We start from the raw sequence: 16982 nt of genomic DNA, 5'->3' as shown, positions 1-16982 counted from the left end.
GCTTTTTTTGACATTCATTGGTTTAATATTGGGGGGTAATTAGTGAATAAAGTCAAACCATAGCGTCCCGGTTATTTGTTTACCGTTAGCCTGGTTTTTCTGGCTTTGTGGCCCCATTACTTCTGCAGGCTGAAATTTGGTGCCAATAGGGCTAATCGCGTTTAAAAAACCTATATTACCTTCAGGAAAAGCCGGTTCAACATTATTGTTTTCAAGCGCATCCTTCTCCCTTCCCGGATGCAACATTTGCAGATATGTGTTTTTATCAGCAGTATAAACAGTAAACGGCGATTCTTTATTTTCAATCACCACCCAGTTAACTTCCGCATGGTACCCTTTAAATTCGGGATACTTCCAGGTTTCACCGGTAATGGTATTATTGTAGGCCTTGTGCCAAACTCCAAATTGCTGCCCCTTCAGCCTGTTTTTCCAAACCCGGTATGGCCCCCGGCCAAGCCATTTCATACCGGTGATTTTTTCTTCCGGATAATTAAAGGTAATCCCCATAAAATCAGCGGCTCCCTGTTGGATATATTGATATTCCAGTTTTACGGGTTGTCCGGGTTTAAACGTCCATTTTACTTGTAATGCTCCTGCTGTCGCTTCATAAGTAGTGCTAACAATGTATTGCCCCTGGAAAGACTTGTGGTCAAACGTTTTTCGCTCCGTATTTATACCAGCCAAAACAGGTCCTCCCGATAACGAAATGGTGCCGGATGGTTTAACTACTTTTTGGATATACCCCGTGGATTTATCAAAATAATAACCTATGCCATCGCATTTTATGATGAGCGACTGCCCTGTTTCTTCTGTTTTTATTGCAGATTTAGCTGGCGACGGAATAATTCTTTTCGCGATAGCTGCCGGGGTACTGATTGCCCAGCTCCAGGTAAAAATTTCTTTCTTATCCGGGCCATAAGCAGTAAGGTATAGCGCATCGTTTTTTGACCATAGTAGGGGTAAGGCTAAGTTGAGCATGTCTTTTTCACCAGGTTTAAGATCAATCGCTGCAGGCGTGCCAGTTGCTTTTACAATAGGCGCCGTGGTTTTATCATGTGCCGATGGAAATTTAACCAGCTTCCACTTAAATGTACACTGACTAAAATTGGTAAAAGCATACCGGTTTTCTACAGGAATTTTGCCCGTAAAGGTTCGATCAATTGGCTGTGGATTGATATAAACGGGCGACCAGATCTCTTTTATAGTATAAAAACTGGCTTCCTTTTCACGATGCGGGCCCACAATGCCATCCGGCGCATGGTTGCCATCAGCGTCATATATCCCATTTTTATCTGTGCGGATAATGGCTTCGTCTAAAAATGCCCATATAAAGCCACCCGCTCCGTGCGGATGCTTCATCATCTGGTCCCAAAAATCGTCGAGCGCTGCTCCGGCTCCGCCATCATATAGCCCATGCATAAATTCTGTAGGGAAAAACACCTCCTGTCCGGTAGTTGCTGCTTTAACCATGTAATTATAATCAGGATAATGTTTAGTATCCGTACCGTTAAATTTTTCCCAGGGATGTATCACTGTGCGCTTTTGTGGGTCATATAAGGCATAGTCATTATCTAAACCCCTGTTCCAGCCCCCTTCGTTACCGTTGTCCCAAAAAACAATGGATGGATGATTTACGTCGCGTACCACCAGTTCCTTAACCAGTTTATGACCAACTATGGTATCATATTTAGCTTGCCAGCCGGTTAGTTCATCCAGTACATATAAACCTAAGGAATCACATACATCAAGGAAATCACGATCAGGAGGGTAGTGCGACATGCGCACCGCGTTCATATTCATTTGCTTCATCAGCCTCACATCCATTAAATGAATATTGTGGCTTAGGGTACGACCAGTTTCGGGCCAAAAGCTATGGCGGTCACTGCCTTTCATTATTATTTTGGCTCCGTTTATATAAAACCCGTCATTGGTTCGCAACTCAACCGTACGGAATCCAAATTTTTGCTTAACGCTATGAATAATGCCCTGCTTGTTTTTTATAGTGACAATAACCTGGTATAAGTTAGGAAATTCCGCACTCCACAATAAGGGCCTGTTGAAATTGTTTTTTAGTTCCTGATATTCCTGGGTGGTGTCTGCTTTAACAGCAAATGGCTTATCTATATTTTCACCGTTTGTTTTTTGTACCTGTGCTTCAATTGTTTCGTCGCCCTTTAAATTTTGCGGATATACGTCCAGTTGGAAAGATCCGTCGGCTTTTGCATTTACCGCCATCCTGTCAATAAAGGTTGCGGAAACAACTTCCAGATAAACCGGACGAAAAATGCCACCGAATACCCAAAAATCACTGTTTTTACGTTCCGCATCATTCACAGATGCATTTGCTGAGGTTTTATCAACAGTTACTTCCAGTAAGTTTTTGTCATTGGGTTTAAGCAGATTGGTTATATCATATTTAAAACGATAAAAGCTTCCCTGGTGTAGCGGCCCGGCCTGCTTACCATTAATCATTACTTTAGTATCTGTCATTGATCCCTCAAAAACTATAAATACTTTTTTGTTCTGCCAGTTTTCGGCAAAAAACTCATGCTTATAAAGCCCCTGTTCGTTGGTTTTTACTTTATCATGGCCATAATTATAGCTGCCAAAGCCTTGCAATTCCCAGTTGGAGGGTACCGCGATTTTTGTCCATTTGCCGCTGTTTCTTCCACCCGTACAATAAAAATCCCATGGTATGGTATGATCCTTATCTGTTCCGGACAGATATTTAATAATGGTTTCCTGCGAAAACGCATGGAAACAGATCACCGTGAACAATAACAGCAGAAGTGTTTTTTTCATGATTATTTATCAGACAAATCAGTAACATAGGTTTTTTAAGTTGCTGGGGTAGCTGGCAACTCGGTTAATTTTTTTGTGAAGATAACTTTTCTGCGTGATGAACAAGACGGGTTCTTTCTATGTTTTTCATTTTTATTTTAGTGGTTCTATTGCACGTTTGGTCTTTTCAAGCTTATTCTATCCCCCTGTAAAGAGTTAGCAATTGGTTTATTTAAAGCGAATTGTTTTATGAAACAAAAAGCTTCGTAACTAAATGCTTGAAAAGGTGTCTAAATAAGTAAATTGCTTATAATCAAGCTTAAGGCTTGCTTTATTTCTACATTTAAATAAATAACAGTAATCATGACAACAAAAGAAACTTTTAGCCTGCATGGCGAAAACCTGTTGAAAAAAGTAAAGGAATTAATAGCGGAAGGAAATGTAACCCGTATTACAGTAAATGATAAAACTGGTAAAGAGCTGATAACTTTTCCATTGACTATTGGTGTAGTTGCAGCAGTGTTTGCACCGGTTTTCGCGGCGGTTGGCGCATTCGCGGCATTTGTAGGAGAATGTAGTATTACCGTTGAGCGGGAACCTAAAGTGGAGGACGACCATCCGTTAAAATAATCCTACATGCGTGGCGTGTTGGGATATCGATTTTTAGTTAGTCACTATTGGTATGCGTTTGTTTTAGCTAACATAATCACTGTTGGGTGATAATTGGTATAATGAATGGCAAACGTTACTAATCTGCTATTATTAGCTCTATTTCATGAGCTCTAAAAACTTCCTTATCTTTTTCCTCAACGCCGCCGTCAGTTATAATATAATTGATGAGTGACAATGCCCCTAAACTGGCGAATGCGCTTTTACCAAATTTAGTAGAGTCGGCTACCAAATAGGTAGTTTCTGCGGCATCAATCATCGCCTTTTTTACAACCAGATCGCTAATACTGGGATAGGTTAAACCAGCCTTTAAAGATAGACCCGCGGTTGCCAGGAATAATTTTTGAACATTAATCCCCTTAAAAAAATCGGCCGCTTTTTGGCCGGTTAAGGATAAGGTAGGGGGTTTAAATTCTCCGCCGGTCATAATTACCTCAATATCAGGTTCGGCCCCTAACATCAAAGCAATATTCAACGCATTGGTAATAACGGTTACATGCCGGTTACCTTTTAACTTTTTAGCTATCTCCGTAGTGGTTGAACCGGAATCAAGTATTATGGTATCTCCGTTTTCAATAAATTCCATGCATTTAGTAGCAATGAGCTCTTTTTTATCTAAATTCTCGTGGTTAGCTACTGAAAATGAGCTTACCTGATCTTTAATATTTTTTAAAAAAGCGCCCCCGTGCTCCCGGATCAGCAAGCCATCTTTCTCCAGTTTTTCTAAATCCTGCCTAACGGTTACCTCAGTAACCTTAAAGATTTTTGCCAGGTCTGTAACCTTGGCCGAGCCATCCTCTTTTAAAAGATCCAGGATTTTATCCCTTCGTTGATTTGCAAGCATTTTTATTCTTTGATTTTTCAAAGATATATAATTGAACCAATGAAAAGCAAAACAAATAAATCGAAATAAAGCGCAAATTAATCAGTTGGTAATTTCAAAAAGTAGATGAATTATGAAAAAGGTGATTTATTGAGTAAAAAATCAAAAGTTTAATCTATAGAACGAAAACATAGTATAGTAATATGATAATAAAGTATAGTATATAATCTTTGTTTTGTTTGTTTTTTCTTTTTTTGTTTTCTATTTTGGCTTTCCAAAGTTGGGAATGCGTATTGTGCCGTTTTTCCTGATTGAGCCAATTATAAAGTATAATAAGTTGCTTGTTGGTAACCATGCTTTTTATAGTTACCGAACTATATTATAAAAAAACAAAAAATGAATAATAAAACAACCCTGGGTGTAATTATCGGTAACCGTGATTTTTTTCCGGATCGTTTAGTTTCGGAGGCCCGTACCGATATTATAGCCCTGTTTGATAAGCTTAACATTACACCCATTATGCTGGATGAGCAAGAATCCAAGCTTGGCGGTGTCGAAACCTTCAAGGATGCGCAACGGTGTGCCGATTTGTTTAGAAAGCATCAGGATGACATTAGTGGCATCATCGTATTTCTGCCCAATTTTGGCGACGAACGAGGTGTAGCCGAAACCATTAAACTATCAGGCCTGGCAGTGCCTGTACTGGTACAAGCCTATCCCGATGAACTCAACAAACTGGATGTTGCCCGTCGCCGCGATTCCTGGTGCGGCAAAATATCGGTTTGCAATAATTTTTACCAGTACGGTATTAAATACACACTTACCAATAGTCATGTAGTGCATCCTTCGAGCCCTCAATTCAGTGAAGACCTGTTAAGTTTTGTGGCGGTTTGTCGCGTGGTGAAGGGCCTGCGCAAAGTTCGTATAGGTGCGGTAGGTGCCCGTCCGGGTGGTTTTAACACGGTTCGTTACAGCGAGAAGATCTTGCAGCGCAACGGCATATCGGTAACTACGGTTGATCTTTCAGAGATCCTGGGCAACGCCAATAAATTAACCAAAGACGATGCCGAAGTAAAAGCGCACTTAGATAAAGTTTTGGCATATGCGCCTAAGGGTAAAACACCCGACGAAGCGTTGATACAAATTGCCAAACTTGATGTGGTGCTTAATCATTTTATGCAGGAAAACTCACTTGACGCTACTGCTATACAATGCTGGACCTCGCTGCAAAAAAACTATGGCTGCAACGTTTGCACCAGCATGAGCATCATGAGCGAAAATATGCTGCCAAGTGCCTGTGAGGTTGATGTAACCGGCACGCTCACCATGTATGCTATGCAGCTGGCGTCAGGTTCGCCAAGCGCCCTGGTTGATTGGAATAACAACTATGCAGATGATGAAAACAAATGTGTACTGTTCCATTGCGGCAATTGGGCCAAATCATTTTTACCCGATATCGAGATCAGCAACGCGCCTATTTTGGGTACAACCGTTGGGGTAGAAAATACTTATGGTGCATTATCCGGTCGTACACCGGCATCTCCTTTAACGTATGGACGCATCAGTACTGATGACCCCAAAGGAGTTATCAAAGCCTATTTTGGCGAGGGTAATTTAACGGATGACGCGCTGAATACTTTTGGAAACCGGGCCGTTGCTCAGATTCCCGATCTGCAGGGACTGATGCAATATGTTTGCCGTAATGGCTTTGAGCATCACGTGGTCATGAATGCTTCAAAAACAGCAGGTATACTGAAAGAGGCGCTGGGTAATTACATGGGTTGGGAAATCTATCAACACGGATAAATATGATGACTGAAAAGGAATTGATCGCGAAGTCTGTCAAGTATCGCAAAAAGATCCTCAAATATATTGTTGGGGCCAAAGCCGGCCATACCGGGGGAAGCCTTTCGTGTGTTGATATATTAAACGTTTTATACAACAGCGTTTTAAATGTATCGTCAGAAAATTTTACATCGCCAGATAGGGACAGGTATATCCAAAGCAAGGGCCATTGTGTAGAAGCATTATATGTAGTACTTGCTGATAAAGGCTTTTTTCCTGAAGATGATCTGAATACCTTATGCCAGTATAAGTCGCACTATATAGGTCACCCTACACGTAAGGTGCATGGTGTTGAACAAAATACAGGTGCTTTAGGTCACGGACTTCCTATCAGTGTAGGAACCGCCCTTGCCGCCAAAATGGATGATAAAGCTTATCATGTTTTTACGCTTTTAGGCGATGGCGAACTGCCCGAAGGTTCAAACTGGGAGGCGGCTCTCACCGCCGCGCATTATAAGTTGGATAATCTTTGCGCCATAATAGATAATAACAAGCTGCAGATCACTGGTACTAACGCTGATGTTTGCAATACCTATCCCATTGATTCCAAATTTGAAAGCTTTGGCTGGGCGGTAAAGGAGGTTGACGGACATGATATTAAAGCGCTTAAGGAAGCCTTTGCTGCGTTGCCTTTTGAAAAAGGGAAACCCAGTCTCATTATAGCACATACTATAAAAGGCAAAGGGGTAAGCTTTATGGAGAACAGTGTAAAATGGCATCATGGCGTACCTGATAAGGAGCAATATGAAACCGCTATCGAGGAGCTGGATGGAATAATGACCGGTGTAAATTAAACAGATCATGGGAGCAGTAATTGAAAATACTACGATAAACGGCAAACCTAACCAGGATATATTTTCGGCTACTTTGCAAGACCTGGCCACTCATGACAAGAGCATTGTGGCCGTTACCAGCGATTCAAGAGGCTCTGGTAAGCTGGTTAAATTCGGCATCGATCTTCCTGACCAAATTGTAGAAATAGGTATTGCCGAACAAAACCTGGTTGGCGTAGCCGCGGGACTGGCTTCGGCGGGTAAAAAGGCATTTGCCGTTTCGCCGGCTTGCTTTTTAACCGCAAGAGCCCTGGAACAAATTAAAAATGATGTGGCCTACTCCAATAATCCGGTAAGGCTTATTGGCATAAGCGCAGGGGTTAGTTATGGCGCGCTGGGTTCAACCCACCATAGCTTGCATGATTTCGCAGTACTGCGCACCATCAATAACCTGATCATCGCGGCACCCGCTGATAATTTTGAAACCCGCGAAGCAGTCAAACAAGCAGTACTACTTAATCAGCCGCTGTATTTACGTTTTGGTAAAAAGGCCATGGCTACACTAACCGAGGATGAAAGCGTTGGTTTTGAATTTGGTAAAGGGCGTGTGATTAAGGAGGGTAATGGCCTGTCGATCATCGCCACGGGCGAAACAGTTTACCCTGCTTTGCAGGCTGCTGAAAAACTGGAACGTAAGCAGGGCATCAAAGCTACCGTGGTAAGTATGCACACCATTAAACCGCTTGATGCTCAACTGGTATTACAGCTTGCAGAAAAAACCGGGGCCATCATCACTGTTGAAGAGCACAGCATTTACGGTGGTTTAGGAGAGGCCTGCGCTTCATTATTATTAGCTAACGGCTATAACAAACCATTTAAAATAATGGGCATACCTGACGAATACACGGTTACAGGTTCGCAAACAGAAATATTTAATCACTACGGCTTGTCGGCAGATGGGATTGCGCTGGCCGTAACAAAAATGCTTGTAAAACAATGAAATAACCTATTGCCACAACAACCTAAAAAATGATGAGATACCTTAAAATATTGCTGTTGCTGATTTTGGTTTTTGCCGGTTGTAAAAATCGGTCCGACTCGGCGAAGCAAAAAAAGATGGCCATTATTGTGTCAACATTAAACAATCCCTGGTTTGTTTTTTTAGCGCAAACGGCCGCCGCTCAAGCAAAAACACTGGGCTATGAATCTAAAATATTCGATTCGCAGAACAATACCGCGTTGGAGACCGACCATTTTGAAAATGCCATCGCCTCCGGCTATAGCGCTATTTTGTTTAATCCTACTGATGCTAACGGCTCTGTGGTAAATGTATTGAAGGCCAAAAAAGCTGGCGTACCGGTATTTTGTATGGATAGGGAGGTGAACACTGTCGATGGCGCTACTTCGCAAATCTTATCAGACAGTTACTCAGGCAGTGTATCACTTGGAAAATATTTTGTGCAAACCATGCATAAAAAAGGCAATTATGTTGAATTGTTAGGCTTAGTAGCCGACAACAACACCTGGAGCCGCTCCAAAGGGTTCCATAGTCTGGTTGATTACTATCCCGGTTTAAAAATGGTTGCCCAGCAAAGTGCCGATTTCGACCGAAATAAAGCCATGGAGGTCATGGAATCCATACTACAGGCCCACCCCGATATTGACGCTGTTTTTTGCGGTAATGACGCTATGGCCATGGGTGCTTACCAGGCTTTGGTTGCGGCCGGCAAGGCTAACCGTGTGAAGGTATTTGGTTTTGATGGCGCCGAGGATGTGGTACAGGCCATTAAGGAAAATAAAATTTCGGCCACGGGCATGCAGTTCCCTAAAGTAATGGCGCAAACTGCCGCCAATTATGCTGATGAATATTTTAAAGGCAAGCGCGATTTCCCCAAAAAAATACCTGTAGCCGTTGAACTGGTTACCAACGATAACATAAACGATTATATAGCTTACGGAAAAAAAGATTAAGCCATGGCAAAAAAAACACTTAAATACCTTGTGGCTATTATTGTGGTAGTTTTCCTGGCCTGGAACTCCTTTTACTTTAAAAAACTGAGTGAGGTGAAGGCATCGGCGGTAAAGCAATTTAACGCTACTTCATACGCCCGCAATTATATGGACAAGCAGCTTTTGCCTGCCGCAGCTAAGGCTCTGGAAATTGACCAGTTGTTGGCTCAATTAAAAAACAAACCCGATAGCACATTCAAATCAAATTCACACGCATTGGATATCGGCAACATCCGCTTTTTCATGACGATGGGACAGGGTGTTGTGACGTCTGTAGATGATAATGATGTTTATCTGCTCACCCCCAATAAACAAACCGTTAAAATAGCCACCGAATACATTTTTGGCAATGCTTTGCGCGATGCGCCAGGTATTATCAACATTAATGATTTTACCAACACTATGGATCTGAACAATGTATCGGCGGAGGTAAATAAAATTGTAAGAAATGAGATAGTCCCGTCCTTTAAAAGCAAAGTTAAAAAAGGCAGTACGGTAACTTTTGCCGGGGCATTTGAGCTTAACCAGGAACACATAAACCTAAATAAGATTGAAATTATACCGGTATCATTAAAAACAGCCAATTAGTGTTAGCAGCAGAAAATATATGCAAAAGATTTTCGGGTGTAACCGCGCTTGAAAATGTGAACCTGGCGCTTGCCGCCGGAAAAGTAACAGCTATTATTGGCGAAAATGGCGCGGGTAAATCAACATTGATGAAAATACTTTCGGGTGTGTATGATGATTACGAGGGCAATATTATTTTTAAGGGAAACACTGTACGTTTTAAAAACACCCGTGAGGCTCAACATGCCGGTATCGCCATTATTCACCAGGAGCTTAACCTGGTGCCTCATCTTACCATAACCGAAAATTTATTTTTAGGCCGGGAGCTAACCAATAGCTGGGGTATGCTTGATAAAAAAGCCATGCGCCTGCGAACTGCAGAACTGTTGCAAAAGCTTAAGCTATCAGTAAACGCCGACAGTATAATTGCCGATTTGAAAGTGGGCCAGCAGCAGGTGGTTGAAATTGCCAAAGCGCTGCTTTATGATGCCGAAGTGATCATTATGGATGAACCAACCTCCGCCATTAGTGAAAGCGAAGTGGAGGTGCTGTTTGAGAATATTACCAACTTAAAAAGCCAGGGTAAAGCCATTGTTTATATTTCGCATAAGCTGAACGAGCTGTTTAAGATAGCCGATCATTACACCGTTTTAAGGGATGGAAGAACCATTGAAAGCGGCGATATGAAGGACATAACGCATGATATACTTATTCACAAAATGGTTGGCCGCGATATTGAGATTATTCGAAACAGCAATGCCGCGATTGCAAAGAACGTATTGTTAAAGGTAGATGGCCTTTGCCTTAACAAAGCCGGCAACGAGCAAAAACAACTGTTAAAAAACATTTGCTTTGAACTTTACAATGGCGAAATACTGGGCATATTTGGCTTAATGGGAGCAGGCCGTACCGAACTGATGGAGGCCCTGCTGGGTATGCATCCGGGGCTTACTAAAGCGGCTATCACGCTCAATAATCAACCTGTTAAATACAAATCTGCGGCTGAGGCTATCAAGGCCGGTATGGCGCTGGTACCCGAGGACCGTAAAAAGGATGGCTTGGTTTTAGGTTTGGATGTAAAAACCAATATCAGCCTGAGTTCGCTTGATAAAATGCAAAGTGTGGGGCTCATCAACAACAAAGCCGAGCTGGAACTGGCTCACAAGTACATAAAAGCATTAAAAATTAAAACGCCATCTGAAAAGCAAACGGTTAAAAATTTAAGCGGTGGCAATCAGCAAAAAATTGTTATTGCCAAATGCCTGGCAACGCGGCCCAAAGTACTGATGCTTGACGAACCAACCCGAGGGATAGATATTAATGCCAAAAATGAGATCTATAAGTTGATTGCAGAACTGGCCGCATCTGGGTTGGGCATCATCATGGTATCGTCTGAACTACCTGAGATCATGGCGGTAGCCGACAGGATACTGGTAATGGCCGATGGCGCTATAACCGCTACGTTTAACTCAGGCGACGCAACCGAAGACAACATACTTAAAGCAGCGATAGCTGATATAAATTAAAAAGCTAACTAATGATTTTAACACAACACCGTACGCAACTGGCTAAATTTCAATCACTCATAGCGCTGATACTGCTTTGTATAGGCATCAGCCTCATGTCTGACAAGTTTTTAACCGTTGATAATGCCTGGAACGTGATGCGGCAGATCTCGGTTAACATCTGCATCTCCGTTGGGATGACGCTGGTGGTGCTGACATCGGGCATTGATCTTTCGGTAGGGTCGGTGCTGGCATTTTGCGGTGCAATTACTGCCGGGCTATTAAAATTTGGCATTGAACTGCCCGCTAATAATTTATACATCGGCTTTACGCTGTTAGGAGCTATACTGGTGGGTTTAGTGGTGGGCGCACTGCTGGGTTTATTTAACGGTTGGACAGTTACCCGCTTTAAAGTGCCACCATTTGTAGCTACGCTGGCCATGCTCACCATTGCCCGGGGCCTAACGCTCCTGTGGACCAAAGGTTTCCCGATATCTAACCTTGGTGATAGTTTTGCATATATAGGTACCGGCTGGTTTTTAGGTATTCCGCTGCCCGTATGGATCTCGGCGGCAGTTATTGTATCAGCTGTTGTTATCACCCAGAAAACTGCCTTGGGCAGGTACATTTATGCCATTGGAGGAAACGAACACGCGTCAAAGCTTTCGGGTATCAACATCAACAAAGTAAAGCTTATTGTTTATTCCATAGCCGGGATACTGGCCGCGGTAGGAGGTATCATGGTAACTTCCCGGTTAGATTCGGCACAGCCAAACGCCGGTATTAGTTACGAGCTCGATTCTATTGCTGCCGTGGTTATTGGCGGCACTTCCTTATCTGGTGGTCGTGGAACTATTATGGGTACTGTGCTGGGCGCCATTATTATTGGCGTACTGAACAACGGACTGGTATTACTTAATGTATCACCCTTTTGGCAGCAGGTTGTTAAGGGGGGCGTTATTCTTTTAGCCGTAATTATTGATAAAGCCAATTCAAAGAATGATTAACAATTACATACTCGCGGTTGACCAGGGTACCAGCAGTACCAAATGCATCATTTTTGATCATCATGGTAAAGTTGTAGCCAAAGCTTCCGAGCCTCTTAAAACGCATTATTTACCAGGCGGTTTTGTTGAACAGGTACCTGGGGCTATTTATCAAAATGTACTCGATGCGGTAAAAAACTGTCGTGACACGTTTACATCGGCAGGAGGCAATTTAGCTGATATCCGTTGTTGCGGCATATCAAATCAACGCGAAACCTTTATAGTTTGGGACAAGACCGGCAAGCCGCTGTACAACGCGGTTGTTTGGCAATGCAAACGCTCGGTAGCTGTTTGCGATGAGCTCAAGGAACAAGGTTTAGAACAATTGATAAAAGAAAGAACCGGGCTTATCATCGATCCATACTTTTCGGGCACTAAACTGATATGGCTATACCAAAACAATGCCGGGGTTAAGCAAGCCATTGATAATGGCGAAGCTTATTTTGGCACGGTTGATACGTGGCTGCTTTATAAACTAACCAACGGCAAGGTTTACAGTACCGATCATACCAACGCGTCTCGCACTTTATTTTTCAACCTTAAAACACTGAATTGGGATGATGAAATCTTAAATGAGTTTGGGCTGTCGGGATTGAATTTACCACAGATTAAACCCTCATCATCATTTTACGGCATATCAGATTTTGGGGGCTTGTTTAATACACCCCTAAACATAACAGCCATGATAGGCGATTCGCATGCAGCCGCTTTCGGGGAGGGTTGTTTTGAATCCGGAACGGCGAAGGCTACACTGGGTACAGGCTGTTCTATTCTGATGAATATTGGTGACAAGGCTACCAGTTCGGCCAATGGCATGGTTACTACCATTTGCTGGAGCACCGAAGAACGTGTTGATTATGCTTTGGAAGGTGTTATCGTATCATGCGGAGCAACTATTGAATGGTTGAAAAATGAACTTGGCCTGTTTACCGAAAGCAGCCAGACGGAACTGATGGCTGCCAGCGTGCCTGATAATAATGGCGTTTACCTCATCCCCGCATTTAGCGGTTTGGGAGCTCCGTATTGGGATATGAACCGAAAAGCAGAAATCATAGGGCTAACCTTTGATTGTAATAAAAATCATATTGTAAGGGCCGCTTTAGAATCTATCCCTTTCCAGATCAAGGACGTTATTACCGCGATGGAAACCGACACCGGGATAGCATTGGTAAAACTCATGGTTAATGGTGGCATAACAGCCAATCATTTTGTTTTGCAGCTGATAGCCGATGTGTTGAAATGTGAGCTTGTTAAACAGGATATGCCAGATGTTTCAGCATTGGGCGCGGCTTATTTAGCTGGTTTAAAGGGCGGTGTATTTAAAAGCCTGGACGATATTAACAACCTGAAAAATGCACCCATGAGCTTTAGGCAGACACATGCGGAAAACAACATGCAGCAATACTATGAGGAATGGCAATCGCATATAAAAAGGGTCAATAATTAATAAGCATGAAATTGAGCATTAACACCACCGGTAAAAAGACAAGCTATATGCAAAAGTGCATAGGTATTGCCGCTCATTTTTTGGTGGGCTTATTATGCTTAATGAATTGCTGTGTGGCAGCTATCCCCAAAATTGAGCGCTGGGGTCGTTATGAAATAACACTAAAAGGGCTGGCTACCGGCAACCCTTATACCGATGTGGTATTAAAAGCAACTTTTTCCAATGGGACGGACAGGATTGCTGTAAATGGTTTTTATGACGGAGATGGTGTGTATAAGATCAGGTTTATGCCTGCAAAAACCGGGGTATGGAATTATGTTACCATTAGTAATTCTACTTTATTAAAAGGCAAGCGCGGCTCATTTCAATGTGTACCGGCTACCGGCAGTAACCATGGCATGGTGAAGGTATGGAACACGTACAATTTTAAGTACGATGATGGCAAAGTGTTCTATCCCTTCGGAACCACCGCTTACGCATGGACACACCAGGGTAAAGATCTGGAACAACTTACCCTGAAAAGTTTAAAAAACGCGCCTTTCAACAAAGTGAGGATGTGCGTTTTTCCGAAGTATTACAACTATGTAACCAACGAGCCGGAGTTTTATCCTTACCAAAAAATATCCTCGTCCAAGAATAATGATGGCAGGGTGAAGTTTATATGGGACTTTAAAAAATTCGACCCGGCATTTTTCAGGCACCTTGAAAAAAGAATTGATGATCTGAACGTTTTAGGGATACAGGCCGATGTAATCATTTTTCATCCTTACGATAAAGGACATTGGGGCTTTGACAGCATGGGAAAAGCTAATGACTTTTTTTACATCAAATACCTAATTGCAAGGTTAGCATCTTTTCGTAATGTGTGGTGGTCAATGGCCAATGAGTTTGATTATATCAGGAGCAAACCCCGCGATGCATGGGATGCTTATTCAGCCGCTGTGGTGACTAATGACCCCTATCGTCACTTATGCTCCATACACAACGGCAGCGTTTATTATGATAACTGGAAATCCTATTTCACCCATGTAAGCATCCAGAATGGTTCGCCGGTTGAAGATTTTGGGCGGGCGGTGCTATTGCGTGACGTTTACTTTAAGCCGGTAATTTATGATGAAGTATGTTATGAGGGTAACCTGCCTTTAAGGTGGGGTAATTTAATCGGGCAACAAATGACCGAAGCCGTATGGCAGGGCATTATTGCAGGCACCTACGTTACCCATGGCGAAACCATAAAAACTAAAGGCGATACCATTTTTTGGGCAAAGGGTGGTGTATTTAAAGGCGAAAGTCCGGCTCGCATAGCCTTTTTAAGAAACATTATGGAGCAGGGCCCTGGTCCGCTAAAACTGGCTGATCCGTGGAAAGACAACCAGACTGCGCAAACAGACAGTACTTACTATTTAATCTATTTCGGCAAACAGGAGCAAAAAGAATGGCGGTTTAGCCTGCCTAAAAAGAATGGACCTCCGGCCGGTACCAAATTTAAGGTAGATATTATTGATACCTGGAACATGACCATCACCTCGCTTAGTGATGTTTTTGAAACCGCGGCTCCCAACGAATACCGGATTTACGATATACATGATAAAAAAGTTAGCCTGTCTGGTAATGCGTACATGGCCCTGCGCATTACACAAATAAAGTAATGCATAAATAACAAGCAAACTCAATCAATAAAATAACAGAAGATAAACAATACAATATCGCTATCACAAAACATATATAACACACATTAAATAACCGTAATTAAAAAAACTGGCTATGTATAAGTCAAACACTGATTTATCAATCATTGTACATGATATTGCGCTGCACAATAATGAGCAGGCATACAAGCAGTTATTTAATACGCTTTTTGGCCCGTTAAAACGTTTCGCGGCATCTATCATAAAGTCAAATGAGCTGGCCGAAGAAATAGCAGGCGACGTAATGATCACACTCTGGCGCAACCGTATCCGGTTACTCAACATTCAGAATATAAAGGTTTATGCTTTTGTGATGGCTAAAAACACCGCGCTGAATATGCTGAAAAAGCAATCGGGCAATACGGTACAGTTAGACGAAACCAATATTGATATCACTTTTGATAATTTGACTCCGGAGCAAATATTAATAAACGAGGAGTTCAAAAAAAGCATCGAGCTCATTGTTCAGGCTTTACCCCCGCGCTGCAAAATGGTATTTAAACTGGTAAAGGAGGATAACTTAACTTATAAAGAAGTAGCCCAGATACTTGATATTTCGGCCAAAACTGTTGACGCGCATTTGGTTACCGCGGTAAAAAGAATTTCATGCGCCATTAAAAGCGAGTATAATTTAATTTGATATTGACGGACTTTACAAGACCTTAAAATATTTAAATTTCTTATAGGGAACTCCCTGTTTTTTCTTGTCCTCTACATAATAACCAATATTAACCGGATTTTCAAGATCCCTTTTTCATGCCAGATAACAGGATATTACAGCTATTGGCGCATAAAGTAGCCGGCGAAGCTACTGCTGATGAATTGAGCGAATTGCAGAATTTACTTGAAAGGTATCCGGATGGGGTATACATGGAAGAGGTATTAACTCAATTATGGGCAAAACAGCCCGTTGATAATGCCGGGCAGGATCTTGAATACATTAAACATAAGTTAAAATACGCGGCAGATTTTGAGCCTGCAGAAGATGGCTATCACCCTAAATTTTATTCAAAGATTAAAAGCTATTTGGCTATAGCTGTAATCTGTTTATTAACAGGATCGGGAGTATTTTATTACCACCGGTTTGTGAAAAATACCCCGGTTACAGCTACAGAAATTTCTGCCGGTAAAGGTGTCCGTAAAAAAATAATACTGCCCGATGGTACGCAGGTATGGCTTAACAGCAACAGCAGGCTAACTTTTAATAATGATTTAAACGCAGCACCCAACAGAGTAGTAATGCTTACTGGTGAGGCTTATTTTGATGTGGTTAAAAACAAACATCGTCCATTTATTATACAAACCGATAAAGTTTTAATTAAAGTATTGGGTACCGCATTTAATGTAAAGGCTTATCCAACCGATAGTATTACAGAAACAGCATTAATCAGGGGATCGATTGAGTTAACGGTGACAGATAACCAGCATCAAAAAATATTATTAAAGGCGGGTGAAAAACTCCTGCTGGCAGATAAAAACACTAATAGTAAAGATACCCCACTGCCTGCTGCTATTGCTGAAAAGAGAAAATTATCCATTGAAAATATTAAACCTGTTGAAATTGAAAGCCAGGAATATATAGAAGAAACATCATGGATAACCGATAAGCTCATCTTTAAAAATGAGTCGTTCCGTGAGCTGGTACCCAAGTTAGAACGTTGGTACAATGTTAAGATACATATAGGCAACAGTGCAATAAATGATTATCACTTTACCGGAATTTTCCAGAACGAAACTATAGAACAGGCCTTAAAAGCCATGCAATTAATCAGACCATTTAAATTTAAAATAAACAACGATGAGATAGACATTAACTAACCAAAAGAAC

Annotated in this window: 14 protein-coding genes; 12 read left to right on the top strand and 2 right to left on the bottom strand. The window is 42.0% G+C overall.

Annotated features, from left to right (window positions below; genetic code table 11):
* Positions 1 to 39 precede the first annotated feature (39 nt).
* Entirely contained in the window at positions 40 to 2802 is a 2763-nt protein-coding gene (locus M2273_RS05325; RefSeq protein WP_429393919.1) for a glycoside hydrolase family 2 protein, read from the bottom strand.
* Positions 2803 to 3144: 342 nt separating this feature from the next.
* Here M2273_RS05325 and M2273_RS05320 point away from each other — a divergent pair, with 342 nt between their 5' ends.
* Positions 3145 to 3411 carry a DUF4342 domain-containing protein gene (locus M2273_RS05320; RefSeq protein ID WP_429393917.1) on the top strand — a complete coding sequence of 89 codons (267 nt, stop codon included), beginning with the start codon at positions 3145 to 3147 and terminating at the stop codon, positions 3409 to 3411.
* Between the two features lie 118 nt (positions 3412 to 3529).
* Here the strand turns inward: M2273_RS05320 and M2273_RS05315 are convergent, their stop codons facing one another.
* Complete coding sequence (locus tag M2273_RS05315; protein ID WP_429393914.1) at positions 3530 to 4294, bottom strand: DeoR/GlpR family DNA-binding transcription regulator; 765 nt, start codon at positions 4292 to 4294, stop codon at positions 3530 to 3532.
* A 375-nt stretch (positions 4295 to 4669) separates the two neighbouring features.
* On the opposite strand from M2273_RS05315, the gene M2273_RS05310 reads away from it, so the two are divergent.
* From M2273_RS05310 to M2273_RS05260, 11 genes are all read left to right on the top strand, one after another.
* Positions 4670 to 6079, top strand: coding sequence for an L-fucose/L-arabinose isomerase family protein (locus M2273_RS05310; protein ID WP_429393911.1), 1410 nt, complete (start codon positions 4670 to 4672; stop codon positions 6077 to 6079).
* Between the two features lie 2 nt (positions 6080 to 6081).
* Complete coding sequence (locus tag M2273_RS05305) at positions 6082 to 6912, top strand: transketolase (RefSeq protein WP_429393909.1); 831 nt, start codon at positions 6082 to 6084, stop codon at positions 6910 to 6912.
* 7 nt (positions 6913 to 6919) lie between these two features.
* On the top strand, positions 6920 to 7891 hold the full coding sequence (locus tag M2273_RS05300; protein WP_429393907.1) for a transketolase family protein: 972 nt from the start codon (positions 6920 to 6922) through the stop codon (positions 7889 to 7891).
* 29 nt (positions 7892 to 7920) lie between these two features.
* Complete coding sequence (locus tag M2273_RS05295; protein ID WP_429393905.1) at positions 7921 to 8862, top strand: D-ribose ABC transporter substrate-binding protein; 942 nt, start codon at positions 7921 to 7923, stop codon at positions 8860 to 8862.
* Between the two features lie 3 nt (positions 8863 to 8865).
* Entirely contained in the window at positions 8866 to 9489 is a 624-nt protein-coding gene (locus tag M2273_RS05290; RefSeq protein ID WP_429393903.1) for a DUF2291 domain-containing protein, read from the top strand.
* The gene (locus M2273_RS05285) at positions 9489 to 10994 is read left to right on the top strand and encodes a sugar ABC transporter ATP-binding protein (RefSeq protein ID WP_429393900.1); all 1506 of its coding nucleotides are present in this window, start codon (positions 9489 to 9491) and stop codon (positions 10992 to 10994) included. The genes M2273_RS05290 and M2273_RS05285 overlap by 1 nt, the downstream gene beginning before the upstream one ends.
* A gap of 11 nt (positions 10995 to 11005) precedes the next feature.
* A complete protein-coding gene (locus tag M2273_RS05280) occupies positions 11006 to 11980 on the top strand; it encodes an ABC transporter permease (RefSeq protein ID WP_429393898.1) in 975 nt (324 codons plus the stop codon).
* Complete coding sequence (locus tag M2273_RS05275) at positions 11973 to 13466, top strand: FGGY family carbohydrate kinase (protein ID WP_429393896.1); 1494 nt, start codon at positions 11973 to 11975, stop codon at positions 13464 to 13466. Before M2273_RS05280 ends, M2273_RS05275 begins: the two co-directional genes overlap by 8 nt.
* Before the next feature lie 5 nt (positions 13467 to 13471).
* Positions 13472 to 15115: a DUF5060 domain-containing protein gene (locus tag M2273_RS05270; RefSeq protein WP_429393894.1), complete on the top strand. Its 1644-nt coding sequence runs from the start codon at positions 13472 to 13474 to the stop codon at positions 15113 to 15115.
* 115 nt (positions 15116 to 15230) lie between these two features.
* Positions 15231 to 15794 carry an RNA polymerase sigma factor gene (locus tag M2273_RS05265; protein ID WP_429393891.1) on the top strand — a complete coding sequence of 188 codons (564 nt, stop codon included), beginning with the start codon at positions 15231 to 15233 and terminating at the stop codon, positions 15792 to 15794.
* A 116-nt stretch (positions 15795 to 15910) separates the two neighbouring features.
* Positions 15911 to 16972 carry a FecR family protein gene (locus M2273_RS05260; RefSeq protein ID WP_429393888.1) on the top strand — a complete coding sequence of 354 codons (1062 nt, stop codon included), beginning with the start codon at positions 15911 to 15913 and terminating at the stop codon, positions 16970 to 16972.
* Positions 16973 to 16982: the final 10 nt, after the last annotated feature.

Origin of the sequence: Mucilaginibacter lappiensis (assembly GCF_050433765.1) — a bacterium.
Classification (GTDB): Bacteria; Bacteroidota; Bacteroidia; order Sphingobacteriales; family Sphingobacteriaceae; genus Mucilaginibacter; species Mucilaginibacter lappiensis_A.
The sequence above is the reverse complement of the archived record's forward strand: the minus strand, read 5'-3'. Positions and strand labels throughout refer to the sequence as shown.